This is a genomic window from Neisseria flavescens (assembly GCF_001618065.1).
GTDB classification, from domain to species: domain Bacteria; phylum Pseudomonadota; class Gammaproteobacteria; order Burkholderiales; family Neisseriaceae; genus Neisseria; species Neisseria flavescens_A.
This window is the reverse complement of record NZ_LAEI01000046.1, coordinates 47,831-74,054: the sequence shown is the minus strand read 5'-3', so window position 1 is coordinate 74,054 and position 26,224 is coordinate 47,831. Positions and strand designations below refer to the sequence as shown.

Below are 26,224 nucleotides of genomic sequence, written 5' to 3'. Positions count from 1 at the left end.
GTTCCCAGACGGTCCTTCTGCGCCGACATTATTTTTAGACGGCCTTACATTGTTTAAACCTTGCCGAAAAAGTAAAATACCTGTTTTCAAAGACTTTGGAGCCATCATGACCGTCAAAACCCGTTTCGCCCCCAGTCCCACCGGCTACCTGCACATCGGCGGCGTACGCACCGCCTTGTTTTCATGGGCGTTTGCCCGTCATCATAAAGGCGAGTTCCTATTGCGTATCGAAGACACCGACTTGGCGCGCTCTACTGCCGAATCCGTCAACATCATCCTCGACGGCATGAAATGGGTCGGCCTGAACTACGACAACGCCGACAACGTCGTGTACCAAACCCGCCGTTTCGACCGCTATAAAGAAGTCATCGCCGAACTTTTAGAAAAAGGCCATGCCTACTACTGCTATTGCAGCAAAGAAGAGCTGGAAGCCATGCGCGAGAAAGCCGAAAAAGAAGGCACGGCGACGTACGATCGCCGTTGGCGTCCGGAAGAAGGCAAAACCCTGCCAGAAATTCCTGCCGACGTGCAACCTGTTGTCCGTTTCAAAACACCTTTGGACGGCGTGACCAAATGGACAGACTTGGTCAAAGGCGAAATCTCCATCCCCAACGAAGCGCTCGACGACCTGATTATCGCCCGCGCCGACGGCACACCGACCTACAACTTCTGCGTTGTCGTGGACGACTACGACATGGGCATTACCCACGTTATCCGTGGTGACGACCATGTGAACAACACGCCGAAACAAATCAACATATTAAAAGCCATCGGCGCTACCCTGCCTGAATACGGCCACCTGCCGATGATTCTTAACGAACAAGGCAAAAAAATCTCCAAACGCAGCGGCGATACCGTTGCCATTACCGATTTCGGCGCAATGGGCATCCTGCCCGAAGCCATGCTCAACTATCTGGCACGCTTGGGCTGGGCGCACGGCGACGACGAGTTCTTTACGATGGAACAATTCATCGAATGGTTTGATTTGAAAGATGTTTCCCCGTCTCCAAGTCGCATGGACTTGAAGAAACTCTACTGGATTAACGGCGAACACATCAAAATCACCGCCAACGAAAAACTGGCCGAAATGGTGAAACCGCGCCTCGCCCTGCGCGATATCCATGAAACAAGCAAGCCTGCTTTGGAAGATGTGTTGGCATTGGTCAAAGACCGCGCCCAAGACCTGAACACCCTCGCTGACGAGTGCCTCTACTTCTATGTCAAACAAACCCCTGCCGAAGCGGACGTGCAGAAACACTGGGACGACGAAGCCGCCGCCCGTATGCTGCGCTTTGCCGAACGCCTCGAGGGTTTGGAAGACTGGAACGCCGAAGCTATCCACGACCTCTTCAAACCCTTCTGCGACGAAGAAGGCATCAAAATGGGCAAACTCGGTATGCCCCTGCGCCTCGCTGTCTGCGGTACGGCAAAAACCCCAAGCGTCGACGCCGTATTGGCATTAATCGGCAAAGAAGAAGTGTTGAAACGGATCCGTTCGTAAGGCATGAATGATAAAAGGCCGTCTGAAATGTTTCAGACGGCCTTTTTATTTTGAACAGGATTTATTTATTCTTCTTCGTTCAGTTTATTTTTATCTTTTTTGCGCCACAGGCCTTTAAACAATGCACCTGCTGCAACAGCACCAAAAATAATCAGTTTGCCGAATTTAGCCAGTAATGCGCCGGCCAAAGCTAATAATCCCAGTTTTTTTGCAGCGATACCGCCAACCAAGGCAGCCAGTCCGTATTCAGCCACTTTGTCGGTTGCGGCATTGAAATCGCTGTAGCGCTTGCCTTCATTGAATTCGATATTACCCAACAATTCTTGCACAATAGGTTTGTATTGATCTATGCTTTTCAAATCGGTGATCATAGTCAATTCAATATAGCCTTCGCGTCCCAGCTGGAAAGTATTGTAGTTGATGGCAGGATTGGGATCGGGTTCGTTTTTATTCAGAACGTCAATCGACCAAATCAGACGATGGGTCTTTGCATCATATTGCGGTTTTTCTACCCAGCCGCGTGTTTCCAATTCCGGCAGGTTGCGGGAAGCACGCTCTTTATTTTGTTCCTCGGTGCCTTCTTTCAGCTGCTCGAGCATGGCTTCAACATCCCATTCTTTGGCATCATCGTCTTTGATATAGCCGGAATCGGTAAAGGTTAGGTCTACCATCCAATTAGTATCACCGTCCTCGTTTTCCGACTCGGGGAGAATCAGGCCGTAGCGGTTGGGATCTGTGGCGTTGCCTGCTTCCCTCATCATGGCATTAGCGCGATTTTTTTTCACAAAGACCATTTTTGCAGGTAGTTTCAGTTTGGCCTGATTGCCCAAATCAACGGTTGCCGGGCCTTGGACGATCTCGTCATCAACGTAGTTCGCGATAGAGTCTGAGGCTTGTTGCGCTTCTTGCCCGGATGCCTCGACGGCAGAAGCGGTATCAGATTTGGCTGCAGAAGCCGGCAGGGTTTGGATAGATAGTAGGGCTGCCAAAACGGCATAGGCGAGACGGTTGCTTTTCATCATAGGGTTCTCATGAAAGAAGAATTAAAAAGATGCAGACAGCCGCAACACCATATGCTCCGGCATGACTAAAGGGTAAATTTTACAATAAATAAATCATATTTACATATTTAAATATGACTGTAATTTAAAAAATACAGGAAAGCTTTTTGACGAGAGGCAGAGCAATCGTTGTGAAATTCAAAAAGGCCGTCTGAAAATTTTTCAGACGGCCTTTTCTAATAAAACCAGAAAATAATGGAATAAGGCGGAGAATATGAGAAAATAATAGCCGCCTGCCTGTTACAACTGCCGATTGAATTAACTTTTATCGGCAGCCTGAATGTCCGGATTGGATAAAATAAGCCGTCAAGAACAAAGACCAACCAGCATATTATGTAAAATTGGCGGCTGAAAAATCGGCTCTGCGCTTTACTTTACAAATCAAACAACTTTAAAGGAAAACCCATGAAAAAAACCTTACTTGCCCTGATGATACTATCCGCCGCCGCCGCGTATGCCGGTGAGGCGGAAGACCGTTTGCTGTCCGTCCAATCGGTTTACCGCGCCGCTTTGCATGAGCAAAACAGCAACGACAGCAAAATCATTTCCCTGCAAAGCGATTTGGAAAGCGCGCAGCGCCGTTTGCAGGCTGCGCAATCCGATATTGACCGTTTGAAAGGCGAAATTCAGACGGCCTTGGCTCAGAAAGAGCAGCAAAATGCCAAGCTGCAACAAGCCGGCCAGATGTTGGACGCGGCTTGGAATGCCGTTTACGGCGTAGGCGGCAGCAAGGCGAATCAATAATTTAGACATTGTATTATTTGCGTTTTACGCTTCTTTTATCATAGTTTATAAGGAAACCTCATGTCCCTACCTCCCTGCCCGAAATGCCACTCCGAATACACTTACGAAGACGGTGCTCAATACGTTTGCCCTGAGTGTGCCCATGAGTGGAACGAGGCCGATGCTGCGGCTGCCGGCGATGATGCCTTGGAAGTCAAAGATGCCAACGGCGCGGTATTGCAAGATGGCGATACGGTTGTCTTGATTAAAGATTTGAAAGTCAAAGGAAGCTCTATGGTCATCAAGCAAGGCACCAAAGTCAAAGGCATCCGCCTGCAAGAGGGCGACCACAATATCGGTTGCAAAATCGATGGCAGCGCGATGAACTTGAAATCTGAGTTCGTTAAAAAAGCCTAAAGATTTTATTTTTGAAAGGCCGTCTGAAATCCGAAGATTAGGATTCAGACGGCCTTTATACGTTTCATTCAAAATAAAATAAATATTTATTTAAAATTAAATAACTTTAATAGGGTTGAATTTCAGGCCGTCTGAAAAAGCGGCGGCAAAATGTTCCGCACATACGCGGGTGTAAAACCGTTAAAATAACCCTTTCCCCTATTCTACGGAACCATTATGCCTCAGCCGACCGCCAAACAGATTTTGCACGAAGTATTCGGTTATCCCGAATTTCGTGGCAAGCAGGAGGCTATCGTCAATGCTTTGGCCGGCGGCGAGAGTTTGATGGTGCTGATGCCGACGGGCGGGGGCAAGTCTTTGTGTTACCAGATTCCGGCGCTGATGCGCGAAGGCGTGGCGGTTGTCGTATCGCCGCTGATTGCGCTGATGAACGACCAAGTGGCCAGCTTGCATGTGGCCGGGATTGAAGCGGCGGCAGTCAACAGCAGCACATCGGCAGATGAGGCGCGCGAGATTGCCGACAAGCTTGCCCAAGGCCGTCTGAAACTGCTTTATGTCGCACCGGAACGCCTAGTTACCGACCGCTTTTTGCGTTTTCTCGACCAACAAACCGTCAGCCTGTTTGCCATTGATGAGGCGCATTGCGTCAGTCAATGGGGACACGATTTCCGCCCCGAATATCAACAGCTCGGCATGCTTGCCGAACGCTATCCGAACATCCCGCGCATCGCCCTGACCGCTACCGCCGATGCGGCCACACGCGCCGACATCAAGCATTATCTGCACTTGGACAATACGCCCGAATTTATCTCCAGCTTTGACCGTCCGAATATTTATTATCAGGTTATCGAAAAAAATAATGGCAAAAAACAATTGTTGGATTTCATCCGCAAGCAGATGCATGGGCAAAGCGGCATTGTGTATTGTCTGAGCCGCAAAAAAGTCGAGGATGTGGCGCAGTTTTTGTGTGAAAACGGCTTGGAGGCGATTCCGTATCATGCCGGTTTGAGCATGGACGTGCGCGAGGAAAACCAACGCCGCTTTACGCATGAAGACAATATTATTGTGGTGGCGACCGTGGCGTTCGGCATGGGCATAGACAAACCCGACGTGCGCTTTGTCGCCCATCTCGATATGCCCCAGAGTGTCGAACATTTCTATCAGGAATCGGGGCGCGCCGGCCGGGACGGGCTGCCTGCCGTGAGCTGGCTGTGTTACGGCTTGAACGATTGGGTGTTGCTGCGCGAACGGATAGCCGAGGGCAACAGCGACGAGGTGCAAAAGCAAATTGAAATGCAAAAACTCGACGCCATGCTTTCCGTCTGCGAAACCGCCGCCTGCCGCCGCGTGTTGCTGCTCAAACATTTCGGCGAAGAATCCGAACCCTGCGGCCATTGCGACAACTGCCTGCATCCGCCCGTGCGGTTTGACGGTACGGTGTTGGTGCAAAAATTACTCAGCTGCGTGTACCGCGCCGGACAACGTTTTGCCGCCGGTTACATCACCAACCTTTTGCGCGGCAAAAGTGACGATTGGATACAGCGCAACGGCCATGACAAGTTATCCACATTCGGCATCGGCAGCGAACAGACCGACAAGGAATGGCGCAGCGTCATCCGCCAGTGCATCAGCCTGGGCTATCTCACCGTCAACGTCGAGCAACATCAAGCCCTTCAGCTGACCGAAGCAGCCAAAAAAGTCCTTAAGGGCGAAACCGAAGTCATGCTGCGTCCCCTGCGCCGCGAAAAAACGGCCACCCAAAAGCCGAAGGACGATTGGTTGCGTACCGAGCGCGAAGAGCGTTTGTGGCAGGCATTGCGCCAATGGCGGCAACAACGCGCCCGGACAGAGGAAGTGCCGGCCTATGTGGTTTGCGGCGACAAAACCCTGCGCGATATTGTCGAAAAAATGCCCAGAAGTTTGGAAGATTTACATCAAATCTACGGCTTGGGCGAGGCGAAAATCAATAAATTCGGTTTGGAAATACTCGACGTTTGCGAAACGGCCGAAGCCGGTACGGTTTCCACAGACAGTGCACAAGTTATCCACAGCTTGGGCGAGCGCGAACAGGCCTTAAAACAGGCTTTGGAAACTTGGCGCGAGCAGCAGGCAAGTGCCGATCAAGTAACGCTGGGTACGGTGTTCTCCAACGAAAGCATGGATGATTTGCTGACCAATACGCCTGCCGAACCCATCGACCTTTTAGGCGTGTATAAACTAGGCGAAAAACGCATCGAACAATACGGCGAGGGCATTTTAAACATCTGCCGCCCATTTTCAGACGGCCTGAGCGAAGAGGACAAACGCAAACGCCGCTTGATGCGTCGTTTGCTTCAGTGGAACATCGATACTGCCCGCCATGAGGGCCTCGAAGCCTATCAGATATGCAGCAAAGTCACACTGCGCGCTATTGCCGCCCGACGGCCGCAGGATTTGGCGGAGTTGGCGGAAATCCACGGTATGAATGAGGAGAAAACCGATAAATACGGCGCGGAAATTGTCGAATTGTGCAAACAAGCGGATTAATTGACCGCCATTATCATCAAAGGCCGTCTGAAACCCAATCAAGTATGGTGTTTCAGACGGCCTTTTTGAATTTTTAATCTTTATAAAACAATGAATAAGAAAATAACTTTATTTGTTTTGTCAGTTTTTTAAAGCTGTCTCGTCTAAACAGGCATGAAATATGGGTGGTGCCGATTGATTTTTCGTCCCATCCCATTCAACACACATCGATTAGGAAAATAAATGAACACCTCATCCAACCCCTCTTGGCAGGCCGCTTTCGGCTTGTTGACGCTCAGGCTTTTTGCCGCGTATGAATTTCTTGAATCCGGCCTGGAAAAATGGAACGGGGAAAACTGGTTTGCAGAAATAAACAGTCAATTTCCCTTTCCGTTCAATTTGTTGTCGGATACGGTCAACTGGAATTTGGCCATGTGGGCGGAACTGGTTTTGCCTGCGTTGCTCATCGTCGGCTTGGCAACGCGGCTGTCCGCGCTGGGATTGATGGTCGTGACGGCTGTCGCATGGTCTGCGGTACATGCCGGCTTAGGGTACAATGTGTGCGACAACGGTTATAAAATGGCACTGATTTATTTGGTGGTTTTATTTCCTGTCCTATTGCAGGGCGCAGGCCGTCTGTCTTTGGATGCCCTGCTGAAGAAACGCTGTTGTCGTATCAAGCATTTTCTTTAAGGATTAACGGTCGAGGGCCGACTTTAAATGCCCGATATTATCCCTTGATTTATTTAAACTCGTATTTTAAAAAGGAAGTTAAAATGAAAAAAAATGTAGCTGCTGCTTTGGCCGGTGCGCTGTCCCTGTCTCTGGCTGCCGGCGTTGTTGCCGCTGATAAACCGTTAAGCAGCAAAGCAGGTGTTCAGAAATCTGCTCAAGGCTCTTGCGGTGCGGTTAAAGCCGGTGAAGGTTCATGCGGTGCAAGCGCTGTTTCTAAAGCAAGCGAAGGCAAATGTGGCGAAGGCAAATGCGGTTCAACCGTGGAAAAAACCCACGCCAAAAAAGGCAAAGCATCTAAAGCCAAAGCTGCCAAAGTAGTAGAAGGCAAATGCGGCGAAGGTAAATGCGGTTCTAAATAATCCTGCAACATACTTTTAACAAAGTCGCATTTTATCAACGAAAATGCGACTTTGTCGTTCATACGGCATCATAACAGGACATCACCATGATTCAACACGCAGGCTTGGGCTACCGCCGCGACTTGGCGGAAGACTTCCTCTCGCTTTCAGACGACAGCCCGATACGCTTTATCGAAGCCGCCCCCGAAAACTGGCTGAAAATGGGCGGCAGGGCGCGCAAACAGTTTGACCGCGTGGCGGAACGGCTGCCGCTGGCATTGCACGGATTATCCATGTCATTGGGCGGACAAGCCCCGCTGGATACCGCCTTGATAGACGGCATCAAAGAAATGATGCGCCGTTATGACTGCACGTTTTTCTCCGACCATTTGAGCTATTGCCACGACGGCGGTCATCTTTACGATTTGTTGCCGCTGCCTTTTACTGAAGAAATGGTGCAACATACCACGCGCCGTATCCGCGAAGTGCAAGACCGATTGGGCTGCCGCATCGCCGTAGAAAACACGTCCTACTACCTGCATTCTCCGCTTGCCGAGATGAACGAAGTTGAATTCCTTAACGCGGTTGCCCGTGAAGCCGACTGCGGCATTCATTTGGATGTGAACAATATTTACGTTAACGCCGTCAATCACGGCCTGTTGTCGCCTGAAGCCTTTTTAGAAAATGTGGACGCAGAGCGCGTGTGCTATATCCATATTGCCGGACATGACGTGGAAACGCCGGAATTGTTGATTGATACGCATGGCGCGGCGGTTTTACCGACTGTTTGGGATTTGCTCGAACTGGCCTATGCCAAACTGCCGACGATTCCGCCCACCCTGTTGGAACGCGATTTCAATTTCCCGCCTTTTGCCGAACTCGAAGCCGAAGTCGCTAAAATCGCCGACTATCAAATGCGTGCCGGAAAGGAATACCGCCGTGCAGCCTGAAACCTCCGCCCAATATCAACACCGCTTTGCCCAAGCCATACGCGAAGGCAAAGCCGAAGACGGATTGCCGCAAGAGCGTCTGAACGTCTATATCCGCCTGATACGCAACAATATTCACAGCTTTATCGACCGCTGTTATACCGAAACGCTGCAATACTTTGACAGCGAAGAATGGGGCCGTCTGAAAGAAGGTTTCGTCCGTGACGCGCGCGCCCAAACGCCCTATTTTCAAGAAATCCCCGGCGAGTTCCTCCGATATTGCCAAAGCCTGCCGCTTTCAGACGACCTCTTGGCATTGATGGACTTTGAACACACCCAGCTGCTTGCCGAAACCGCTCAAACCGACAGCCAAACAGTCCATGACGATTCAGACGATTTAGCGTACACCCTTTCTCCTGCCGCCTTTGTGCGCCGTTATCAGCATGACGTGACCGACGAATTGCAGGAGGCGGAAACCGCTGTTTTGGTGTGGCGCGATAAGGAAGACGACGTTATGTATCAAACGCTTGATGGATTCGGCGCATTATTGCTGGAAACACTGGCAGAAACGCCCGCTTCCCTAAACGGCCTGCAAACCATGCTGGCAGAGTTCATGCCGTCTGAAAACGCTTGGCAGGACGCATTAAGGCAAAAATGGACGGAATGGTTGGAACAGGGCATTTTGGTTGCGGCATAAATCAAGGCCGTCTGAAACGGGCGCAGTCGGTTTCGGCGAAACAAAAATACTACTGAAATCGTTTATAGATTCAATCGCATGCTCTTGCCGTATCAGCGTAAAATCAAAAGTATATTGATCATTCATTTCATACTGATACATTATGGCCCTACCCGAACTGACCGATGCCGAGCTTGCCGAATCCCGTAAACTGCTGTTGCGCTTTGCCCATATCCAGCTGCCCGACCGCCCCGATTTGGCGGAAGACCTCGTACAGGAAACCATGCTTGCCGCCTACCGCGCGGCCGAGGGTTTCAAAGGCGACGCCCAAGTGAGCAGCTGGCTGTTTGCAATCTTAAAAAACAAAATTACCGACTGCCTGCGCCAAATCGGACGGCAACGCCAAGTTTTCGTCACGCGCGACGAGGAAGCTTTGGATGAAGCCTTTGAAGGACATTTTGCCGCCGACGGGCATTGGACGGATGAAGGACAACCTCAGGGTTGGGACTCGCCCGAAGCCAGTTTGAACAATAAAGAGTTCTACCAAGTTTTGCAGACCTGCCTCTACCATCTGCCGGAAAACACCGCCCGCGTGTTTACCATGAAAGAGATTCTCGGCTTTTCAAGCGATGAAATCCGCGAAAAATGCGGCATCAGCCATGCCAACTATTACACCATCATGCACCGTGCGCGCGAAACCTTGCGCCAGTGCCTGCAAATCAAATGGTTCTCCCATGCCTGACAGGAAAACGCCATGAAAAAATGCCGCAAAATAACCGATCTGATTTCCAAACAGCAAGACCAAGTGCATCTCAGTCTTTTTAACCGCATTGCCCTTGCCGTCCACCTGTCGCTCTGCCCCCGTTGCCGCGAATATAAGAAACAGCTCGAATTAATTAGCAATGCCATGCATAAGTTGTTTCGATGATTCAAAAAAAGCCGTCTGAAACCTACCCCTGTCAGTTTCAGACGGCCTTTTTGCATCTGCTTTATTTATTGCTAACTTGGAATAAGCCATGGTTTGCCGTTCACTTTTTTAGCTGCATTTATTTTTAAACTTGCGCCGTTGGCCTTTGTTTTTTGAGGCATGGCTGAAGATTCTAATACGGTAGAACAAGATAAAGGCCGTCTGAAAGATGAATTTCAGACGGCCTTTTTCACGGCTTTTAGTGTTGTTCTTCCGGCTCGGGTTCGTCTTTGCCGAACCAGTTGTCAAAGCGGATGGTGTATTTCAACTCGCCGCCGGAGGAGCGCGTGCCGATGCGGGCAACGGCTTGGATGGCGCGGGTCAGTTGGTACACGAGTTTGACGGATTGTTCGGCGCTGGAAATGCCGTATTCGTAACCTGCGTAGAGGTTGTTGGTGAGCTGTTTGCCGACGGTCAGGACTTGTTCGGCAGGGTTGAGCTCGCCGGTTTGGGCGTTGCGGCTGCGTTTGCTGGTAAAGCCCAAATCATCCACAAGGCCGATGCGGTCGTTGACTTGGCCGGCAAGCAGTGCGCTGGCGGCCGCAGAGAGCGTGGCATTGTCGCCGTCGCTGCCGCTGCTGGCACGGTTGAGGATGAGCCAGGAGAGTTTGTCTTTTTCACTCATGGCTTCCTTGGCAACCAAGGTCACGCGCGGATTGCTGAGGCTGCCGAGGACTTCGACACCTGCACCGACCGGGGAGAGACGGCGTTCGGCACGGATGTTGAGGTTTGGATTGGTCAGCGGGCCGACAAAGGAAACCGATCCTTTGGTGATGTCGAGGTCTTGGCCGTAGGCTTTGTAGCGGCCTTTGACAACGCGCACGGTACCGACGCCTTGGACGGCTTCGCCCGGACGTGATGTGATGGCCAGTTTGCCGCCGATGGTAACGTCTGCGCCGTAGCCGACAAAACGAACATTGTCGTTGATATTCAGGACAAGGTTCATATTAATCGGCGTGGTGGCCGTTGCTTCTTTTTTGGTTTCACCCAGTACGACCACGTCGTCATCGAGGGTCGGCATGGAGGATTTTTGCGAACCAAACATGCCGTAGTCGGTGTTGAGCGTGCCGTTGAGCGATACGCCTTTTTCCGGATTGTAGAGGACTTTGGCCGCGCCGGAGAGCTGCAGTCGGCGGTTTGGACGCGAGAGGGTGCGGTATTTGTCGAAGATGATGTCCACGTCGACATCGGGGTTGGCGTTGGCAAGGTTGACCGCGCCTTTGAGCTCAATCGTGCCGCCACGGTGGAATTTGAGGCTGTCGATCACCCATTTTTGACCCTGCAGGCGCGAACGCAATACGCCGTTGTCGAGAATCAGGCCTTGGGTTTGATGGCGGTAATAGAGGTTGTCGCCATTAATCAGGCCGCTCAGTTGCGGATCGTTCAGACGGCCTGCCAAGTTGACGGCGGCGTTCAGACGGCCTTTGAGGGTTTGGCCGACGGGCAGGAAGTTGCGGAAGACTTCGAGGTTGGCAACGTTCAGGTTGAGTTTGCCGCTCAGAGGGGCGTATCGAAGCTGGTGCCTTGACCGATGTTGACGGTACCGTCGGCACGGCCGTAATTGGTTTGGAGGTCGAGGTTGCTGTTGACAGTGGGCGAACCGAGTCGGCCGCCGATGGTGGCGGTCGCGTTCAGACGGCCTGCAATGCCTTGGGCTGTCGCCGGCATAAAGGATTTGAGCGAGCCCAAATCGGGAACGCTGATATTGACTTTGCCACTGACGGGGGCGTTGTTGATGTTGTTGCCGAACTGTTGGGCGATGCCGAGCGTGCCGTCAACTTTGCCGAAGCGGGTGTTGCCTTCCAGCGTGCTGTCGATGCGGCCATTTTGGAAACGGGTGCGCAGGGCGAGTGCGGAAAGTCCCAAAGGTTGTTTGTTTTTCGGATCTTTGCTCGGCAGGATGATGTCGCCGCTTTGTCGGCTGATGTTGAGGAAGCCGCGCGCGTTTTGACTGTACGCCAAATCCCAGTCGCCGCCCAAGACGAGGTTGTGTTCGATGGGCGGGGTGTAGAAGTTGTGCAACTCGGTAATGTGTAGATTTTGCGCGCTGCCTTTACTGGTAATGCCGGCTTTTTTGTCCCAAACGAAATTTTGCAGGTTGAGGCTGCCGCCCATGGCCGCCCATCGCGCGCTGCTGAGGGAAACGCGTTCGCTGCCGGCTTCGAGGTTGAGGCGGTTTTGCAGTTTGAGGTTGAACGCGCCGTTGATATCGAGCGTGTCAACCGTGCCTTTCCATTGGGTTTGGTCTTTGTTGAGGCCGCCGGTGGCGTCGAGGTCGAGCTTGTAGCGTTTGTTGTCCACCGCCATGCTGCTGTTGCCGCGGATGTGGTGGTGCGAGCCTGTGCCGCTGATGAGCAGGTTGACGTTGTCAATCATGGCCGCGCCGCCGGAGACGGCGATGTGTTCGCCTTTAATATCGGCACTCAACGGACGGTTGGTATCTGGCGAACCTTTAAGTTTGAAGTCGAGGATGCGGATGTTGACGGTATCGGCGACTTTGAAGTTGCGCGCTTCGCCGTTCAAATCGGCTTCAAGGGTTTTGAGGCCGTCTGAAAAGCTGCCGGAGATGTAGCCGCGCGCGTTGAGCAGGCCGCCCAAGCCGAAGCCGAAACGCGACAAATCGGGGGCGGTAATGTTGAGGTTGAGGCGGTCGCCTTTTTTGCCGAAGCTGCCGTTGGTTTTGACGATGTTGCTGCCGAGGGTCAGGTCGGTCAGGGCGCGCGTGAGGTGTTTGTTTTCATAGGCGACGTCGGCTTTGCCGCTGAGCGGAACGCCGTTGAGCGTACTCGGTGCGAACTGCATTTTGCCGGCGAATTTCTCTTGCGCCAGTATGCCGGTCAAGTTGATGTTGCCGTTGACGCTGCCTTGCGGAAGCTGCGGATCGATACGCGCAGGGTTGAAGGCTTTGCTGACGATGTCCAGTTGCAGTTTACGGTCTTTGAAGAGTTCGAGCGAGACGTTGGCGTTGAGTTCGCCGCCGTTTTGCGGAACCAGGCGGACTTTGTCGAGCTTGAGTGTGCGCTGGCCGAGCTGTTTGTCGGTTTGGAAAAACAGCATGCCGTCTGTACGCGCAAATCCGCTGTCGAGATTCCAGTTGACGACAGGGGAGGAGGTTTCGCCTTTGACGTCGATACTGCCGTTCAGACGGCCTGCGATGTTTTGACGGACAAAGTCGTCTGCGCCGGTATTGTTGATGCCCAGTGCGAGTTTGAGCTGGTCTTGGGCGGTATCGATTGAACCGGATACGTCGATGCTGCCGTCTTTGAGCAGGTCGACACCGATGTCTTCAATCATGACCGTGCCTTTATCGTCAACGATGAATTCGCCGAGGATGCGTTTGACGGGGATATGGTTTTCATCGGCAAAACCGGCTTGGTCGTTTTCCAAGTCAATCGAGCCTTCCAGCGCAACGCCGTTGGTAAAGGACGGAATGGTGGTAGCGTCGAAATTCAGGCGCGCTTTGGGCAGGCTGGGCAGGAAGGCCTGCGGATTGATGTTGGAACCTTTAATCAGGATTTCGCCGACGGTTTCGTTGAGGCTGTCGGCGAATGGGTGGATGGTGGATTTGGCAGACAAATGAACGTTGTCGCTATCGAGTAGCAAGTCGGTAGATACGTCTTGCAGGCTGCCCCACAGGCGCACCGTACCATGTAGGGTTTCGCCCTCAAGTTGGCCTTTGGTGTAGATGGCGGTATTGAGGACGTAGGGTTTGTTCAAACCAAGCACCACCGCGCCTGTCGAGCTGCTCCAATGTGTGTCGGCGGTTTTGATGTGGAGGCGGTGTTCTTTTTTGTCGTAATGATAGGCTGCGTGCAGATGGTCGAGATAGACGGTCTGCTTGTCAAAACGCTTGCCCACGCTGATTTTGCCGGTTTCCAAACGGTCGAGATAGGCGGTAACGGGCAGGTCTATGCTGTCGGGCAGGCCTTTAGAAGGCTCTTCTTCTTTAGGCGGCGTGCGTTTGGTCACGATGGCGATGTCGCCGGCCACGACTTCGGTGATGTGCAAGGAAGGACGGGTCAGCTCGGACGGTTTCCAATCAAAGCGGAAGCTGCTGATTTTGATGTCCGCACCGTCTGTTTCAATCAACCATTTGTCGCCTTCAAAACCTTCAATCAGCGTGCCCTTCAGTGTATCCGAAGAGATTTTGACGCCGAACCATGACGGGATCTTGTACAAACCGAAACGCAAACCCGATTCCGTACCGACCAGCCAGCCGATTGCGCCGGCGGAAACGGTCAATACGCCCAAGGCGGACAGGACAAAGCCGCGCAACAGGCGTTTTTTGCGCTTTGGCGGGGCAGGCTGTTGTTCAGACGGCGTGGAAGTGTTTGCAGTATCGGTCATGATATTTTTCTGTTTGTCTGTTGTTCAGACGGCCTGGAATGGCTGAGGCCGTCTGAAAGAATGGATGGTGTATGTTTGTTAAAACCTTGTGCCCAAGCTGATGTGCCAGCGGATTTTTTTGTCGTGGTGGCCGTAGGCAATGTCGAAGGAGAACGGCGCAACCGGGCTGAACCAGCGCACACCCAAGCCGGTACCGTGTTTTAAGGTCAAGTGTTTGAAGTTGCTTGCCGCATCGCCGACATCGTGGAAGATGGCGCCGGAGAAGCTTTTGGTGACCGGAAATTGATATTCGAGGCTGCCGACCACCAAGGCGCGTTGCGGCAGGACGGAGCCGTTGGGGCCGGCCAAGCCGATGCTGTCGAGTTCGTAACCGCGTACGGAAGTCGCGCCGCCGGTACGGAACATCAGGCTGGACGGTACTTCTTCGCCTTCGCGGGCATAAACGTAGCCTGCCTGTCCGCGTACGATGAATGTACCGAGTTTTTTGTTTTCAGGCGTGAAGAAATAGCCTGCGCGTGCCGTGGCGCGTGCCATTTGGGTGGAGGAAAGGAATTTGCCCAAAGTTGTCCCGATTTTACCGTCGAGGTAGTAGCCGTTTTGAGGGTGTAGCTCGGTTTCGATGCTTTGCCGTTTCCATGAGGCGGTCAGCATGGTGGCATGGCTTCGGCCTAAATCGTAGCTGGTGTCGGGGACCTTGCGGTCTTCGGTAATGAATTCGAGGCCGAAGCGGGCATCGATATTGTTGCGGTCGCGGACATACCAAATACCGCTGGTCAGGGCGCGTTTTTCAAGGTTTTGCGTGGTCGAGCGGTTGTAGGAAACGTTGCTGGTCCAGTAGTTGCCGCGGTTGTTGCGCGGTTGGCTGATACCAGCGGCCAGCGTGGTTTCGTATTTGTCCATGTCCCAAACGATGGAACCGATGTAGCCTTTGTTAAAGAGGTTATAATAGTCGTAGGCGATGCGGCCGCCGATTCCGTATTCGGAGTCGTAGCGGATACCGGTTTCCAGTTTGTGGCGTTTGACTTCGGTCACGTTGATTTTGACGGGAACGCGGTCGCCTTGCAGTTGGTCGAAGTCGGCTTGTACGGACGCGCCGGAATAGTGGCCGTTTTGTTCGAGCGCCTGTTGCAGGTCGAGGATTTTGTCTAAGTCGTAAGGCGAACCGGGTTGGAAGCGCGCCATGCCGGAAACCACGCTCTCAGGGTAGCGGCGTGTGCCGGTAATTTGGAAATCGCCAAAGTAAATGGGGCGGTTGCTCTCTACGATGACGTTCAAATCGGCTTTTTGGGTATTGGGATTGATGGTGGCTTGGGTGGTAGTGAGTTTCGCCAAAGGGTATTTTTTGCGTGTTACCGCGCTGAGGACGGAGGTTTTACTCGCACTCCAGCCGTCTTGATCGAAGTTTTCGCCGACGGGCTGCTGCCAGTTTTCCATCGCATTTTGGTAGTATTCGGCCAAGTTGTCATCATTCAATACGTCGCCAAGGATGGCCACGCTGACGTTGTCGACTTTGGTGCGCGGGCCGGGGGTGACGTTGACGGTATAGCTTTCGCCGTGGTCTTGAATATTGACGTTGCTGTTGAAGTAGCCTTTGGTCCGGAGCATCGTTTTGACGTTGTCGGGAGCCTCTTCGGCGAGGAAGCCGACCTGCTCTTTGTCCAGCTCTTCGTCCTGCTGCTGGGTAATCAGCGGCAGGTATTCTTCAAGCATTTCTTTGACTTCGCTGTCTTGGGTGTCGATTTTGACGGGAAATTTGGGCTTGAGTTTGCCTGTTTGGTCGTCTTTGGGCTGCTTGGGCATTTCGGATTCGGGAACGGCCTCGTAGTCTTCCGCTTTGGGAACGGAAGTATCTACTGCCAACGCGTGTCCGTAGGCGAGCGCCAATGATGCAAATAAAACAGGGTAGGTCAGTTTGGTCATGATGTGTGTTCGACAGCGACAATTCTTCAGTTTGGGGATTTTAACATTATTTCTGCAAGGTTTCAGGCTATGGTTATAAACGGAAATTTAGCGCGATAATGTTGCAAAATGTGACGTAAGGGCGGATTTTGGTTTGTTTCTATCTGATTGTAATATTTATGTTTTTGTATTTTGATTGATGAAGTTGCCTTTGTATTCGGCCTTATGGCGCAGATTTCAGGCCGTCTGAAAGCAAGATATAGAGAAGTAAAGCAACGGTATGGGCATACTTTAAAGTAGGGTTTGAGCGGGTTTGACTGTATTTTTGGTATAAAGTGCCAACTGTGTCATAAATGCTAAACTTTAATGCTGTTTTTGTGAGGTGTGCATGAAAACCTCGCCGACAAATGATTTTTTATTTTAGAATGTAAGACTTTTTTAACATATCTTTAAATTGAAGGAACGGATATGGCAAGTGGCAATCCGCTTTTAAACGCGATCAACAGCGTCAGCCTGGTGGTACAAATCGCCATCGGCTTGGTTTTAGGTATTCTTGTGGGCGCAGTTGCGCCGCAAGTCGGTATCAGCGCAGGACTGCTGGGCAGCCTGTTTGTCGGTGCGCTTAAGGCTATCGCACCGATTTTGGTATTCGTTTTGGTGACTGCCGCCATTGCGCAACACCAAAAAGGCAATCAGGCCCACATCAAACCGATTTTGATTTTGTATATTTTTGGTACGTTCGCAGCCGCTGTGGTGGCGGTTGTCGCCAGTATGGCATTCCCGACCACGCTGATTCTGCGTGCGGCAGGCGATGTGTCCGTTGCGCCGCCTTCCGGCATTGTCGAAGTGTTGAAAACGCTGCTGATGAATTTGGTGGCCAACCCGATTAACGCGCTGGCCAATGCCAACTATATCGGCATTTTGGCTTGGGCTTTGGTATTGGGCGCGGCTTTGCGTCATCACGGTTCGGATACGACCCGCCAAGTGGCGGCCGACTTGGCCGATACCGTTTCGACCGTTGTGAAATGGATTATCCGTTTTGCGCCGCTGGGTATTTTCGGCTTGGTATCTTCTACTATTGCGGAAACCGGTTTTGAAGCGCTTGCCGGTTATATGCAGCTGTTGGCCGTATTGCTCGGCTGTATGCTGTTTATCGCTTTGATGGTCAATCCGATTATTGTGTGGACGCAAATCCGCAGCAATCCTTTCCCGCTGGTGTTTACCTGCCTGCGCGAAAGCGGCGTGTATGCCTTCTTTACCCGTTCTTCCGCCGCCAACATCCCTGTGAACATGGCATTGGCGAAAAAACTGGGTCTGCACGAAGACACTTACTCTATCTCCATTCCATTGGGTGCAACCATCAATATGGCCGGTGCGGCAATCACCATTACCGTTTTGGCGATGGCTGCGGCGCACACGCAAGGCATTACAGTTGACTTCGCCACTGCCCTGCTGCTGAGCCTGGTGGCCACCGTCAGCGCGTGCGGTGCATCCGGTGTGGCCGGCGGCTCATTGCTGCTGATTCCTTTGGCGTGCAGCCTGTTCGGTATCGATAACGATGTGGCCATGCAGGTGGTTGCTGTCGGCTTCATCATCGGCGTGATTCAAGACTCTGCAGAAACTGCGTTGAACTCTTCCACCGACGTTTTGTTTACTGCCGCTGCCGATTTAGGTCGTCAACGTAAAGAGTAATTTTTAGGGTTAACCTAAATCCAGCAAAGGCCGTCTGAAAACTTTCAGACGGCCTTTGTTTTATGCAAAGCAAAGGGATTTTTAGATGGTCAAGCCGATAGATTGGTTTGGTCGGACTGACGGTATCCGCTGTCATCAGTTGGATTTTTCCCGTAAAATACAGTCTTGAATGTATTTGAACACCTCTTTTCAGACGGCCTGACCGTCTTATCACATTTGCAAAAACAATGATTAAAAAAATATTCTCATGGTTCGAGTCCCGCATCGACCCTTATCCCGAAGCCGCTCCGAAAACGCCAGAAAAAGGGTTGTGGCGGTTTATTTGGAGCAACATTGAAGGCGTGCGCAAATGGATCGCCGTGTTGGCCGTGTTTACGGTCGGCGTCGGCATCATGGAAGCCTTGATGTTCCAATTTATGGGCAAGGTGGTCGACTGGCTCGGTGCGTATACACCGCAAACGCTTTTTGTTGAAAAAGGCCATGCATTAATCGGCATGATGGCCATGGTGGCATTTTTTGCCGTTTGGACCTTTTTCGCGTCCAGTGTGCGCCTGCAAACCCTGCAAGGCGTGTTCCCCATGCGCCTGCGCTGGAATTTCCACCGCCTGATGCTGGGTCAAAGCCTGGGCTTTTATCAGGACGAATTTGCAGGACGCGTGTCCGCCAAAGTCATGCAAACCGCGCTGGCGCTGCGCGATGTCGTGATGACCGTCGCCGATATGGTTGTGTATGTGCTGGTGTACTTCATCACTTCCGGCGTGATTCTGTCCTCATTCGATGCCTGGCTTATCGTGCCGTTTATCTGCTGGATGATTGGATTCGCGATGATTATGCGCTTCCTGATTCCCAAACTCGGCAAAACCGCTGCACGCCAAGCTGATGCACGCTCGTTGATGACCGGCCGCATTACCGACGCCTATTCCAATATCGCTACTGTCAAACTCTTCTCCCACGGCGCACGCGAGGCCGCTTATGCCAAGCAGTCGATGGAAGAGTTTATGGTAACCGTCCATGCCCAAATGCGTTTGGCAACGCTGCTGCACACCTGCAGCTTTATCGTCAACAGCTCGCTGACCGTAGGCACGACCGCCTTGGGCATTTGGCTTTGGTATCACGGCCAAGTCGGCGTAGGCGCGGTAGCCACTGCCACGGCTATGGCATTGCGCGTGAACGGTTTGTCGCAATACATCATGTGGGAGTCTGCCCGATTGTTTGAAAATATCGGTACCGTCAACGACGGCATGGCCACCTTGTCCAAACCCCACACCATCCTCGACAAACCGCAAGCCCTACCGCTGAAAGTCACCCGAGGCGAAATCAAGTTTGATCACGTCGATTTCTCCTACGAAGCAGGCAAACCGCTCCTCAACGGCTTTAACCTGAACATCAAACCCGGCGAAAAAGTCGGCTTGATCGGCCGTAGCGGCGCGGGCAAATCCACCATCGTCAACCTGCTCCTGCGCTTTTACGAACCGCAAAGCGGCACGATTTCGATCGATGGCCAAAACGTGGACAGCGTTACCCAAGAAAGCCTGCGCGCTCAAATCGGTTTGGTGACGCAAGATACCTCCCTGCTGCACCGCTCCGTCCGCGACAACATTATCTACGGCCGTCCCGATGCGACCGAAGCCGAAATGATTTCCGCCGCCGAACGCGCCGAGGCCATCGGTTTTATTCCTAACTTAAGCGATGCCAAAGGCCGACGCGGCTATGATGCGCACGTTGGCGAACGCGGCGTGAAACTTTCCGGCGGCCAACGCCAACGTATCGCCATCGCCCGCGTTATGCTCAAAGACGCGCCGATTCTGTTGCTTGACGAAGCCACCAGCGCGCTCGACTCCGAAGTCGAAGCTGCCATCCAAGAAAGCCTCGACAAAATGATGGAAGGCAAAACCGTGATTGCCATCGCCCACCGCCTCTCCACCATTGCCGCGATGGACCGCCTCATCGTCTTGGACAAAGGCCGCATCATCGAAGAAGGCAGCCACACCGAGTTGCTCGCGAAACAAGGTCTGTACGCCAAACTTTGGGCGCACCAAAGCGGCGGCTTCTTGAGTGAGCATGTCGAGTGGGAAAACAATTAAGCGCTTTGAAAGAAGATAAGAGGCCGTCTGAAAACATTTTCAGACGGCCTTTATTCATGAAGCAAAGGGCAGGTGGGATAACCGCTTTTTCAGTTGAAACCTTAGTTTTTTACAGCCCCAGCGACCAAGCATTTTGGTGTTCGGACAAGTCTTCCAAGCGGTTTTCGTAATGGGCGAAGATTTCTTCGATGATTTCGTTTTCGTCGTCGATGACGCAGATCAGGTTTAAATCCTCTTCCAAAATCAGGTTTCTGCCCAGCAACTGCTCGCGTATCCAGTCCAACAGACCCGCCCAAAATGCTTTTCCCACTAAGATAATCGGGCGGTCGGGCGTTTTGCCGGTTTGCACCAAAGTCAGGCTTTCAAACAATTCGTCCAACGTGCCGAAACCGCCGGGCATGACGACATATGCCACAGCGTGTTTGACGAACATGACTTTGCGCGGGAAGAAGTGTTGGAATTTAATCGACAAATCCTGATACGGATTGGCTTTTTGCTCGTGCGGCAACACGATATTCAGCCCCACCGCCGGGCTTGCGCCTGCAAACGCGCCTTTGTTGGCCGCTTCCATAATGCCCGGTCCGCCGCCGGAAATTACCGAAAATCCGGCATCCGACAGTTTGCGCGCCAAGCGCAATGTGAACGCGTAGTCGGGATGGTTTTCAGGCGTGCGCGCGCTGCCGTAAATGCTGACGGCCGGCTGAATGGCGCGCAATTCTTCACCGGCTTCGACAAATTCGGAAATAATCTTCAATACATGATACGACTCGCGCGCCTGAATATCGCGGCGTGTTTCGTCGGGCAGCATGGGTTTAGGCAGTTTTTTGAGCAGGCTCACGGCTTTTCCTTCGTGTTTTTATGTGCAGTATTGTAACCCGAAAGAGGCGGGCCGTCTGAAAGTTGGGTTTCGGCGGCAAGTGTGCCTGCCACATTTTCAAAAGCCCGTTACAATATCTGCTTTTATTCAACTGCTCCGCCATGCTCGATATTATCCACCGTGACAGCCGCACCATTGCCGTCAACAAACCTGCTGGAATGCTGGTGCACCGTAGCTGGTTAGACAAACACGAAACCCGTTTTGCCGTGCAGACCCTGCGCGACCAAATCGGGCAGCACGTCTATCCCGTCCACCGCCTCGACCGCCCGACTTCCGGCGTCTTGCTGTTTGCACTCGATACCGAAGCCGCACGGTTATTGACGCAGCAGTTTGAAAACAAAACCATCGAAAAAACCTATTGGGCGATTGTTCGCGGTCATCTGCCTTCAGACGGCCTGATTGATTACGCCCTCAAATATATGCCCGACAAAATCGCCGAAGCGCAGACCGAAGCCACATTGCAGGAAGCGCAAACCGCCTACCGTTGTCTGGCACAAACCGAGTTGCCGTTCCAATCCGCCCTGCGTTATCCGACCTCGCGTTATTCGTGGGCCGAACTCACGCCGCACACCGGCCGCAAACACCAACTCCGCCGCCATATGAAACACATTTTCCACCCCATCGTCGGCGACACCAACTACGGCGATTTGCGCCAAAACCATGCCGTTGCCGAACATATCGGCACGCAACGCTTAATGTTGCACGCGCGAAGCCTCAGTTTTCAAAGCATAGAAGACGGCAGCCGGATGACCGTGCAAGCGCCGATAGACAACGACTGGCGGCTTTGGATGGAAAAATTCAAAACCGAGGCCGTCTGAAAACCCGAACCGCACATTTTCAGACGGCCCGGTCATGGAAAAAAACAGGCAAATCCCTTACAATACGCCCCTAAAATTTTGAAAGAACACAAGAATCATGGAAGCCGAAGTAATCAACCAGCTTAACAACACCCTAAACGACCTGGAGAAGCGCAGCGAAGACATCCGCGTCTATATGGACTACCAAGGCAAAAAAGACCGCCTTGAAGAAGTCGTCGGCCTCTCCGAAGACCCGGAACTGTGGAACGACCCCAAACGCGCCCAAGAAATCGGCAAAGAGCGCAAAATCCTCGAAGGCATCGTGGTAACCCTCGACAACATCGCCACAGGCATCGAAGACAACCGTATGTTGATCGAAATGGCTGTTGAAGAAAACGACGAAGAAGGTTTCGCCGCCGTGCAGGAAGACGTGGCCGGTTTGGAAAAACAAATGGCCGACCTCGAATTCAAACGGATGTTCAACCAGCCTGCCGACCCGAACAACTGCTTTATCGACATCACCGCAGGCGCGGGCGGTACCGAAGCGGAAGACTGGGCGGGTATGCTGTTCCGTATGTACAGCCGCTACGCCGAGCGCAAAGGCTTCAAAATCGAAATCCTTGAAGAAGACGACGGCGAAATTGCCGGTATCAACCGCGCCACCATCCGCGTGGAAGGCGAATACGCCTACGGCCTGCTGCGTACCGAAACCGGCGTTCACCGCCTGGTGCGCTACTCGCCGTTTGACTCCAATAACAAACGCCACACGTCGTTCTCGTCCGTGTTTGTTTACCCCGAAATCGACGACTCCATCGAAATCGAAATCAACCCCGCCGATTTGCGTATCGACACTTACCGCGCATCCGGTGCCGGCGGTCAGCACATTAACAAAACCGACTCCGCCGTGCGTATTACCCACGAGCCGACAGGGATTGTGGTGCAATGTCAAAACGACCGTTCGCAACACGCCAACAAAGCCGCCGCGATGGAAATGTTGAAATCCAAACTGTACGAATTGGAAATGCGCAAACGCAACGAAGAGAAACAGGCGTTGGAAGAAGGCAAGTCCGATGTGGGTTGGGGCAGCCAAATCCGTTCGTACGTCTTGGACTCCTCACGCATCAAAGACTTGCGTACAGGCTACGAAGTCGGCAACACCAAAGCCGTATTGGACGGCGACTTGGACGGCTTCATCGAAGCCAGCCTGAAACAAGGCGTGTAAACCGTAAAACATAAAATGCCGTCTGAAAGATTTCAGACGGCATTTTTCAGTTTGAAAGAAACATTATTTTGCAAATATTAAAACATGTTTTGCAAATGCAAAGATTGGCGGTAATATATAGTTTCTATAAAAATGATTGGTAGGTGCAATAGGCCGTCTGAAGCCTGATCCTGTCCGATATATTAGGAGAACTTATTAAATGTCCGGTCAAAAGCTGTCTTCTGCCGAGAAAACTTTCTTCGGCCATCCTTTGCAATTATCCACCCTATTCCATATTGAGCTGTGGGAACGTTTTTCCTTCTACGGTATGCAGGGCATCCTGCTGATTTATCTGTATTACACCGCGAGTCAAGGCGGTTTGGGTATGGATAAAGCCTTGGCCGGCGGCATTGTCGGCGCGTACGGCGGCAGCGTTTACCTGTCCACGATTCTCGGCGCATGGTTGGCCGACCGCATTTGGGGTGCGGAACGTACCCTGTTTATCGCTGGCATCGTCGTGATGACCGGCCATATTTTATTGGCGATCGTGCCGGGTTTGATGGGATTGCTGCTGGGCTTGGTGTTTATTGCGCTGGGCAGCGGCGGCGTGAAATCGTCTGCCGGTTCGATGGTCGGTTCTTTGTATGAACGGGACGACCTGCGAGAATTGCGCGATGCCGGTTTCTCCATTTTCTATATTTCCATCAATATCGGCGGTTTCTTAGGCCCTTTGTTGACCGGTATTTTGCAAGACAGAATGGGATTCCATTACGGTTTCGCCGCGGCGGCCGTCGGTATGGCATTTGGCCTGCTGTGGTATTCGCGCGGCCGTAAAAACCTGCCGCATACGCCGGCTCCCAATCCGTTGCGCCCTGAAAAGGTACAGACTGCAATAGCTGTCGGTGTGTTGCTGGTTTTGGTGTTAGGCAGCGTGATTGCTTCCGGCGCGCTCAATCTCGAGAACTTTTCACGCTGGCTTTTGGGCGTGGTCATTATCACCGTTATCGCTTATTTTGCACGTCTGCTGGGCAGCAGCCAGGTTGAGGCAGCCAATAAACGTTACATCATGGCCTATATTCCGTTGTTTTTGACCATTTGTATGTTCTGGGCGGTTTGGTTTCAGGTGTACACCGTTGCAACGGTTTATTTCGACGAAACGGTTGACCGTACTTTCTTCGGCTTTACCGTGCCTGTTTCATGGAAAGATTCGATACAGGCCATGTGGGTGGTTCTCTTTTCCGGCGTGATGGCCGCGGTGTGGACGAAAATGGGCAAGCGCCAACCTAAAACGCCGTTGAAGTTTGCGCTGGCCATGTTGGTAACCGGCGTCTCTTATTTGTGTTTCATTCCGTATATTTCATCCGGAACCCCGATGCCGATTATCGTGTTTATGCTGGTGTTGCTGGCGATTACGATAGGCGAGTTGATGCTGTCGCCGATTTCGTTGTCGTTTTCCACCAAAATCGCACCGAGCATGTTTAAAACACAAATGGTTGCTTTGAATTTTTTGGCATTGTCCATCGGCTTTACCTTGGGCGGAGTGTTGTTTAAAGACTACTACAATGCTCAGTCACCATTGGATTTCTACTGGATGCTGGCCACCATCGGCGCAGTAACCTGCGGTATCCTGCTGGTACTTACCCCGGTATTGAACCGCATGCTCAAAGGTGTCGATTGATTTTTCTATTTTGCCGAATTCCTCAGCCACTACGACGGCGGCTGGCTGCTGTAACCGCCTGCACGCCGACAGTAAAACAGGCCGTCTGAAACCCGGCCCGTTTTACTCCTCCACCTCAACTGAAAGAAAGTGCCGCCATGAAACTCTTGAAAACCATCCCCCTGCTGCTAAGTCTGGCCGTTGCCACCGCGCAAGCCGCCGACGTCAATCCGCATCCGCAAAGCTTCGGCACCTGGCACGATACGGACGGTGGAAACTTCGTCATCAACAAAAACGGCTTTAAAGAATTTGCCCATGTATCCGTCGAGTGCGGCCAAAAAAGCAAAGGTTATGTGCATGAAAGCTCTTGGATAAGCGGCAAAGAACTGGCCAAAAGCATCCGCGAAAGCATCGAAATCGAAGACTCGGACAATAAAGCATACGGCAGTGAAATGAACGCGGTGCTGAAAACCATCCGTCCCAATAAAAAATACCTGCGCATCGATGTGGCACTCAGTTGCAGCGATGGCATGGAATCCTTCATCCAGCTCGACAAAAACAACGCCCTGCGCAGCACCACCGCGCCCGACGAATTTTTCCGCCGCGCCAAACGGGTAAAATAAACCGAAAGGCCGTCTGAAAAGATTGCGAAAACATCCGGGCAGCCCGCCGTTCATTCTGACGGCGGCTGCCCGAATGTTTTCAGACGGCCTGATGTTTTTATTGAGGTTTGGAAAAGGGCGGTTTTCCAAATTTTTGAAGTAAATCGGACAGGCGGAAAATTCGAATTAAATGATACATGATTAAAACGAAATTAAAATTTGGAAATATTAAATAAGAATAAGAATTGTTCTCATAACTTTATTGAATTTATTGAGGTTTTTTTGCTGATTTGCTGATATTTACCTTTAAATGGCTTTTGAAATTCGATAAAATGGTAATCTATTTTTAAGATTTGTCTGTCAACCAGTTAGGTACGACCATGTTGGCCAGTTACTTTCCCGTCCTCGTATTCATCCTCGTCGGCCTTGCGGCCGGCGTGCTGTTTATTCTGCTCGGCACAATTTTAGGCCCGAAACATCACTATGCCGAAAAAGACGCGGCTTACGAATGCGGTTTTGAAGCCTTTGAAAACGCAAGGATGAAGTTCGACGTGCGCTATTACCTCGTCGCCATCCTCTTTATCCTGTTTGATTTGGAGGTCGCGTTCATGTTGCCGTGGGCAGTCGTGTTCAAAGATTTGGGCGCGTACGGCTTCTGGTCTATGCTGGTGTTTATCGTCGTTCTGACGGTAGGCTTTATTTACGAATGGAAAAAAGGTGCGCTGGAATGGGAATAGAAGGCGTTTTGAAAAAAGGTTTCATCACCACCAGCGCGGATACGGTGCTGAACTATATGCGTACCGGTTCGCTGTGGCCGGTTACTTTCGGCTTGGCCTGCTGCGCCGTGGAAATGATGCATGCGGGTATGGCGCGTTATGACCTTGACCGTTTCGGTATCATTTTCCGTCCGTCCCCCCGTCAGGCCGACCTGATGATTGTGGCAGGTACGCTGACCAACAAAATGGCGCCCGCCCTGCGCCGCGTATACGACCAGCTCGCCGAGCCGCGCTGGGTATTGTCTATGGGCTCGTGTGCCAACGGCGGCGGCTATTATCACTACTCTTATTCCGTTGTGCGCGGTGCCGACCGCGTCGTGCCGGTAGACGTTTATGTACCGGGTTGTCCGCCGACTGCGGAAGCCCTGATTTACGGCCTGATTCAGCTCCAACAAAAAATCAAGCGCACTTCCACCATCGCGCGTGACGAGTAAGGAGAG

21 protein-coding genes and 1 pseudogene are annotated in these 26,224 nt (G+C 52.1%); 18 read left to right on the top strand and 4 right to left on the bottom strand.

Annotated features, from left to right (window positions below; translation table 11 throughout):
• The first annotated feature begins 106 nt into the window (after positions 1–106).
• On the top strand, positions 107–1,501 hold the full coding sequence (gene gltX, locus TW89_RS07925) for a glutamate--tRNA ligase (protein ID WP_101755684.1): 1,395 nt from the start codon (positions 107–109) through the stop codon (positions 1,499–1,501).
• Positions 1,502–1,566: 65 nt separating this feature from the next.
• Here gltX and TW89_RS07920 read toward each other — a convergent pair whose 3' ends face one another.
• Complete coding sequence (locus TW89_RS07920) at positions 1,567–2,523, bottom strand: DUF2167 domain-containing protein (RefSeq protein WP_128581089.1); 957 nt, start codon at positions 2,521–2,523, stop codon at positions 1,567–1,569.
• Between the two features lie 444 nt (positions 2,524–2,967).
• Here TW89_RS07920 and TW89_RS07915 point away from each other — a divergent pair, with 444 nt between their 5' ends.
• The 9 genes from TW89_RS07915 (at position 2,968) to TW89_RS07875 (ending at position 9,813) form a co-directional block, all read left to right on the top strand.
• On the top strand, positions 2,968–3,306 hold the full coding sequence (locus TW89_RS07915; RefSeq protein WP_128581088.1) for a hypothetical protein: 339 nt from the start codon (positions 2,968–2,970) through the stop codon (positions 3,304–3,306).
• Positions 3,307–3,366: 60 nt separating this feature from the next.
• Positions 3,367–3,702: a zinc ribbon domain-containing protein YjdM gene (locus tag TW89_RS07910; protein WP_049323689.1), complete on the top strand. Its 336-nt coding sequence runs from the start codon at positions 3,367–3,369 to the stop codon at positions 3,700–3,702.
• 216 nt (positions 3,703–3,918) lie between these two features.
• Positions 3,919–6,228 carry a DNA helicase RecQ gene (gene recQ, locus TW89_RS07905; RefSeq protein ID WP_128581087.1) on the top strand — a complete coding sequence of 770 codons (2,310 nt, stop codon included), beginning with the start codon at positions 3,919–3,921 and terminating at the stop codon, positions 6,226–6,228.
• Positions 6,229–6,450: 222 nt separating this feature from the next.
• The gene (locus TW89_RS07900; RefSeq protein ID WP_070712394.1) at positions 6,451–6,900 is read left to right on the top strand and encodes an HvfX family Cu-binding RiPP maturation protein; all 450 of its coding nucleotides are present in this window, start codon (positions 6,451–6,453) and stop codon (positions 6,898–6,900) included.
• Positions 6,901–6,983: 83 nt separating this feature from the next.
• Complete coding sequence (locus tag TW89_RS07895) at positions 6,984–7,301, top strand: HvfA family oxazolone/thioamide-modified RiPP metallophore (RefSeq protein WP_003686668.1); 318 nt, start codon at positions 6,984–6,986, stop codon at positions 7,299–7,301.
• 86 nt (positions 7,302–7,387) lie between these two features.
• Positions 7,388–8,230, top strand: a complete 843-nt coding sequence (locus TW89_RS07890; RefSeq protein ID WP_128581086.1) for an HvfB family MNIO-type RiPP peptide maturase — start codon at positions 7,388–7,390, stop codon at positions 8,228–8,230.
• On the top strand, positions 8,220–8,906 hold the full coding sequence (locus TW89_RS07885) for an HvfC family RiPP maturation protein (protein WP_128581085.1): 687 nt from the start codon (positions 8,220–8,222) through the stop codon (positions 8,904–8,906). Before TW89_RS07890 ends, TW89_RS07885 begins: the two co-directional genes overlap by 11 nt.
• Before the next feature lie 142 nt (positions 8,907–9,048).
• On the top strand, positions 9,049–9,627 hold the full coding sequence (locus TW89_RS07880) for a sigma-70 family RNA polymerase sigma factor (protein WP_128581084.1): 579 nt from the start codon (positions 9,049–9,051) through the stop codon (positions 9,625–9,627).
• 12 nt (positions 9,628–9,639) lie between these two features.
• Positions 9,640–9,813, top strand: a complete 174-nt coding sequence (locus TW89_RS07875; RefSeq protein ID WP_004519151.1) for a hypothetical protein — start codon at positions 9,640–9,642, stop codon at positions 9,811–9,813.
• Positions 9,814–10,051: 238 nt separating this feature from the next.
• Here the strand turns inward: TW89_RS07875 and TW89_RS07865 are convergent.
• Positions 10,052–14,199 (bottom strand): annotated as a pseudogene (locus tag TW89_RS07865) (translocation/assembly module TamB domain-containing protein).
• Positions 14,200–14,277: 78 nt separating this feature from the next.
• On the bottom strand, positions 14,278–16,119 hold the full coding sequence (locus tag TW89_RS07860) for an autotransporter assembly complex protein TamA (RefSeq protein ID WP_128581083.1): 1,842 nt from the start codon (positions 16,117–16,119) through the stop codon (positions 14,278–14,280).
• 447 nt (positions 16,120–16,566) lie between these two features.
• Between TW89_RS07860 and sstT the strand changes: the two genes are divergently transcribed.
• Positions 16,567–17,790 (top strand): serine/threonine transporter SstT, encoded by a 1,224-nt coding sequence (gene sstT, locus TW89_RS07855; protein WP_128581082.1) that lies wholly within the window; start codon positions 16,567–16,569, stop codon positions 17,788–17,790.
• Positions 17,791–18,017: 227 nt separating this feature from the next.
• The gene (locus TW89_RS07850; protein ID WP_128581081.1) at positions 18,018–19,874 is read left to right on the top strand and encodes an ABC transporter ATP-binding protein; all 1,857 of its coding nucleotides are present in this window, start codon (positions 18,018–18,020) and stop codon (positions 19,872–19,874) included.
• A gap of 109 nt (positions 19,875–19,983) precedes the next feature.
• Here TW89_RS07850 and TW89_RS07845 read toward each other — a convergent pair whose 3' ends face one another.
• A complete protein-coding gene (locus tag TW89_RS07845; protein ID WP_128581080.1) occupies positions 19,984–20,712 on the bottom strand; it encodes a TIGR00730 family Rossman fold protein in 729 nt (242 codons plus the stop codon).
• Positions 20,713–20,852: 140 nt separating this feature from the next.
• Here TW89_RS07845 and truC point away from each other — a divergent pair, with 140 nt between their 5' ends.
• The 6 genes from truC (at position 20,853) to TW89_RS07815 (ending at position 26,218) form a co-directional block, all read left to right on the top strand.
• On the top strand, positions 20,853–21,569 hold the full coding sequence (gene truC, locus TW89_RS07840; protein WP_049328752.1) for a tRNA pseudouridine(65) synthase TruC: 717 nt from the start codon (positions 20,853–20,855) through the stop codon (positions 21,567–21,569).
• A 97-nt stretch (positions 21,570–21,666) separates the two neighbouring features.
• Positions 21,667–22,770 carry a peptide chain release factor 2 gene (gene prfB, locus TW89_RS07835; protein WP_003681666.1) on the top strand — a complete coding sequence of 368 codons (1,104 nt, stop codon included), beginning with the start codon at positions 21,667–21,669 and terminating at the stop codon, positions 22,768–22,770.
• A 199-nt stretch (positions 22,771–22,969) separates the two neighbouring features.
• A complete protein-coding gene (locus TW89_RS07830) occupies positions 22,970–24,427 on the top strand; it encodes an oligopeptide:H+ symporter (protein ID WP_128581079.1) in 1,458 nt (485 codons plus the stop codon).
• Between the two features lie 137 nt (positions 24,428–24,564).
• Positions 24,565–25,029 (top strand): hypothetical protein, encoded by a 465-nt coding sequence (locus TW89_RS07825; RefSeq protein ID WP_128581078.1) that lies wholly within the window; start codon positions 24,565–24,567, stop codon positions 25,027–25,029.
• A gap of 359 nt (positions 25,030–25,388) precedes the next feature.
• Entirely contained in the window at positions 25,389–25,745 is a 357-nt protein-coding gene (locus TW89_RS07820; RefSeq protein WP_070606431.1) for an NADH-quinone oxidoreductase subunit A, read from the top strand.
• Entirely contained in the window at positions 25,736–26,218 is a 483-nt protein-coding gene (locus tag TW89_RS07815; RefSeq protein WP_002215610.1) for a NuoB/complex I 20 kDa subunit family protein, read from the top strand. Before TW89_RS07820 ends, TW89_RS07815 begins: the two co-directional genes overlap by 10 nt.
• Positions 26,219–26,224: the final 6 nt, after the last annotated feature.

Excerpts from the sequence above, each read along its gene's own strand:
- gltX (WP_101755684.1), top strand. The coding sequence starts at position 107 with ATGACCGTCAAAACCCGTTTCGCCCCCAGTCCCACCGGCTACCTGCAC.
- TW89_RS07920 (WP_128581089.1), bottom strand. The coding sequence starts at position 2,523 with ATGATGAAAAGCAACCGTCTCGCCTATGCCGTTTTGGCAGCCCTACTA.
- TW89_RS07915 (WP_128581088.1), top strand. The coding sequence starts at position 2,968 with ATGAAAAAAACCTTACTTGCCCTGATGATACTATCCGCCGCCGCCGCG.
- TW89_RS07910 (WP_049323689.1), top strand. The coding sequence starts at position 3,367 with ATGTCCCTACCTCCCTGCCCGAAATGCCACTCCGAATACACTTACGAA.
- recQ (WP_128581087.1), top strand. The coding sequence starts at position 3,919 with ATGCCTCAGCCGACCGCCAAACAGATTTTGCACGAAGTATTCGGTTAT.
- TW89_RS07900 (WP_070712394.1), top strand. The coding sequence starts at position 6,451 with ATGAACACCTCATCCAACCCCTCTTGGCAGGCCGCTTTCGGCTTGTTG.
- TW89_RS07895 (WP_003686668.1), top strand. The coding sequence starts at position 6,984 with ATGAAAAAAAATGTAGCTGCTGCTTTGGCCGGTGCGCTGTCCCTGTCT.
- TW89_RS07890 (WP_128581086.1), top strand. The coding sequence starts at position 7,388 with ATGATTCAACACGCAGGCTTGGGCTACCGCCGCGACTTGGCGGAAGAC.
- TW89_RS07880 (WP_128581084.1), top strand. The coding sequence starts at position 9,049 with ATGGCCCTACCCGAACTGACCGATGCCGAGCTTGCCGAATCCCGTAAA.
- TW89_RS07875 (WP_004519151.1), top strand. The coding sequence starts at position 9,640 with ATGAAAAAATGCCGCAAAATAACCGATCTGATTTCCAAACAGCAAGAC.
- TW89_RS07860 (WP_128581083.1), bottom strand. The coding sequence starts at position 16,119 with ATGACCAAACTGACCTACCCTGTTTTATTTGCATCATTGGCGCTCGCC.
- sstT (WP_128581082.1), top strand. The coding sequence starts at position 16,567 with ATGGCAAGTGGCAATCCGCTTTTAAACGCGATCAACAGCGTCAGCCTG.
- TW89_RS07850 (WP_128581081.1), top strand. The coding sequence starts at position 18,018 with ATGATTAAAAAAATATTCTCATGGTTCGAGTCCCGCATCGACCCTTAT.
- truC (WP_049328752.1), top strand. The coding sequence starts at position 20,853 with ATGCTCGATATTATCCACCGTGACAGCCGCACCATTGCCGTCAACAAA.
- prfB (WP_003681666.1), top strand. The coding sequence starts at position 21,667 with ATGGAAGCCGAAGTAATCAACCAGCTTAACAACACCCTAAACGACCTG.
- TW89_RS07830 (WP_128581079.1), top strand. The coding sequence starts at position 22,970 with ATGTCCGGTCAAAAGCTGTCTTCTGCCGAGAAAACTTTCTTCGGCCAT.
- TW89_RS07825 (WP_128581078.1), top strand. The coding sequence starts at position 24,565 with ATGAAACTCTTGAAAACCATCCCCCTGCTGCTAAGTCTGGCCGTTGCC.
- TW89_RS07820 (WP_070606431.1), top strand. The coding sequence starts at position 25,389 with ATGTTGGCCAGTTACTTTCCCGTCCTCGTATTCATCCTCGTCGGCCTT.
- TW89_RS07815 (WP_002215610.1), top strand. The coding sequence starts at position 25,736 with ATGGGAATAGAAGGCGTTTTGAAAAAAGGTTTCATCACCACCAGCGCG.